Below are 2,424 nucleotides of genomic sequence, written 5' to 3'. Positions count from 1 at the left end.
AGCCCCATTTCATCCGTCCGGGTGGAATCGCTCCCATCTTCGACTCTGTTGAATTGTTCGCCCCACGCGGGCCGCCACGGAGGGCGGCCCCTACGATCCGAGCGCGACCCGTTTAGTAGGGGCCGCCCTCCGTGGCGGCCCGCCGGCCACAGACGGTATGTCCCAGTCGGATTTCGGCCGAACCTCACCACCGGCGTCACGCCTCGTAGTCCACCCGCCCCTCCCTGCGGTTGCCGCGCATGTCGGCCTGCCAGTACCGGCCCTCGTGGACGTCGAGGCACGTCAGCCACCCGGTCGAGAACGCCCGCGTGTCGATACACACGGCCCCGGGAACCACCTTCGGCACCCCCGACTTCTGCGACGTGTGCCCGCACACGACCGTCTTCCCCGAGTAGTGCCGCATTGCGTCCGGGAGGAACTCCCACAGCAGCGCGTAATCGGGCTGGGCGTCCATGTCGTACTCGGGCAGTACGGTCGCGTGGACGAAGATGAATCGGTCGCTCTCGTAGTAGTCGACCAGGTGCGTCGCGAGCCAGTCCCAGTGCTCGGCGGGTACGGCGTCGAGGGTCGCGTCCGCGCCGGCGGCGATGCCGTAGGAGGCGAGCGTCTCGACCCCGCCGACGCTGAGCCACATTTTCTTCTGCCCGCGGCCGCCCGTGCGGGCGTCGAGCATCATCGCCTCGTGGTTCCCGCGGAGGCAGATCAGGTTGTGCGACTGCTGGAGCGCGATGAGCCGCCTGATGACGCCCCGCGAGTCCGGCCCGCGGTCCACGTAGTCGCCGAGCGTGATGACGACGTCGTCGCGGGTCGGCTTCACCCAGTCGAGGAGCGAATCGAACGCGGCGAGACAGCCGTGGATGTCACCGAACGCGAGCACGCGCATGGGGAACTCCCGGGGAGGGGTCAGTATAACAACCCCATGCCAATCCTCCTTTTCGACATCGACGGAACGCTCGTCCGCACCGGCGGCGCGGGCAAGGGCGCGATGGAACACGCCCTCCAGACCGCGTTCGGGGTCCGCGAGGTCCGCGACACGGTCTCGTACTCCGGCCGCACGGATCGGGCCATCGGCCGCGACCTGCTCCGCGTCCACGGCATCGACCCGACGCCCGAGAACCAGACCCGCCTCCACGAGGCGTACCTGGCGGAACTGCCCGTGCGGCTGAAGACGCACGGCGGCGAGGTCTGCCCGGGGGTCACGGAGCTGCTCGGCGAGCTGCGCCCGCGGTCCGGGGTGGTTCTGGGCCTGCTCACCGGGAACGTGCGGGTCGGGGCGCGGCATAAGCTCAACCACTTCGGGCTGTGGGACTTCTTCGCGTGCGGCGGGTTCGGGGACGACCACTTCGACCGCGACGACGTGGCCCGCACGGCGGTCTCGGAGGTCCGGGCGCACCTGAAGCGGGAGGTCGCCGCCGGCGACGTGTGGGTGATCGGCGACACGCCGCTCGACGTGCAGTGCGCGCGTGCCGTGGGCGCGAAGGCCGTGGCCGTGGCGACCGGCTGGCACCCGCTCGAAGAGCTGGCGTCGCACGCCCCCGACTACGCCCTCGCGGACCTGTCGAACCCGGCGGAGTTGCTGCGCATCTGGAGGTAAAAACGAGAGCGGCGGCCCGAAGGCCGCCGCTCGCCGGGTGCGGTCCAAATCACCTGATCTTGGTGTCGCCGGCGGTGGCCGGGATCAGGTTGATCCGCTTGCTGCCCTGGTCGAAGTACACCGTGCCGTCGGTCAGCGCGAACAGGCTGTCGTTCTTGGCGCGGCGGACGTACGAGCCCGGGGCGTACCGGGTGCCGCACTGCGTCACGATGATGCTGCCGGTCGTCACGAACTGGCCGGCGTAGGCCTTGATGCCGCGCCGCTTCGAGACCGAGTCGCGACCGTTGCGGACCGAGCCCTGGCCCTTCTTGTGTGCCATGTTGTATTCCCCCTTTACGGAATGCCGGTGCTGAAGAGTGTGTATTTTAGGGACTGCGCCCGGGCTGGCAATCCTGATTCGCGCGCCGGAGCCCGGCGACTCACCTTGACCCGGACCCCCGCGTCGGCTGTGCTAGGAGCGGAGCAGAACTCACCCGAGGAGGCCGACCGATGGCGATGGAAAACTTCACGAAGCACCAGCAGGGAATCATCAAGCGGTACTACCAGAACATCGACCAGATCACCTGGCAGAAGCTGTCCGAACTCGTCGGCGACCTGTACCTGGCGGAGGGCAAGAAGCGCGACAAGCTGTGGGCGTCGGCGGTAACGTACATGGAGAAAATGGAAGTGCCCAAGGAGCGGATCGCCCACCTGACCGCAAAGAAGGACCCGACCCTGCTGGCCAAGCTGGTCGAGGAGCTGATGAGCGGCACGTGACCGACACGGAGCAGCGGCCCGCAGCCTCAAAATGACTGGAGCCGGGGGCGGGGGGGGGGGGGCGGGGGGGTGGG

General features: G+C 68.6%; 4 protein-coding genes. 2 read left to right on the top strand and 2 right to left on the bottom strand.

The window, feature by feature from the left end:
* Nucleotides 1–196: 196 nt before the first annotated feature.
* Entirely contained in the window at nt 197–883 is a 687-nt protein-coding gene (locus ACTIGN_RS18650) for a metallophosphoesterase family protein (RefSeq protein ID WP_439626546.1), read from the bottom strand.
* Nucleotides 884–919: 36 nt separating this feature from the next.
* Between ACTIGN_RS18650 and ACTIGN_RS18645 the strand changes: the two genes are divergently transcribed.
* Nucleotides 920–1,594, top strand: a complete 675-nt coding sequence (locus ACTIGN_RS18645) for an HAD family hydrolase (protein WP_439626544.1) — start codon at nt 920–922, stop codon at nt 1,592–1,594.
* 49 nt (nt 1,595–1,643) lie between these two features.
* On the opposite strand, the gene ACTIGN_RS18640 is transcribed toward ACTIGN_RS18645, so the two are convergent.
* Nucleotides 1,644–1,913, bottom strand: a complete 270-nt coding sequence (locus tag ACTIGN_RS18640; protein ID WP_439626542.1) for a 50S ribosomal protein L27 — start codon at nt 1,911–1,913, stop codon at nt 1,644–1,646.
* A 170-nt stretch (nt 1,914–2,083) separates the two neighbouring features.
* Between ACTIGN_RS18640 and ACTIGN_RS18635 the strand changes: the two genes are divergently transcribed.
* A complete protein-coding gene (locus tag ACTIGN_RS18635; protein WP_439626540.1) occupies nt 2,084–2,350 on the top strand; it encodes a hypothetical protein in 267 nt (88 codons plus the stop codon).
* Nucleotides 2,351–2,424 lie beyond the last annotated feature (74 nt).

Source organism: Gemmata sp. (assembly GCF_051859125.1).
GTDB lineage: Bacteria > Planctomycetota > Planctomycetia > Gemmatales > Gemmataceae > Gemmata.
Note: the sequence above shows the minus strand (reverse complement) of the source record. Positions and strands in the feature narration are given on the sequence as shown.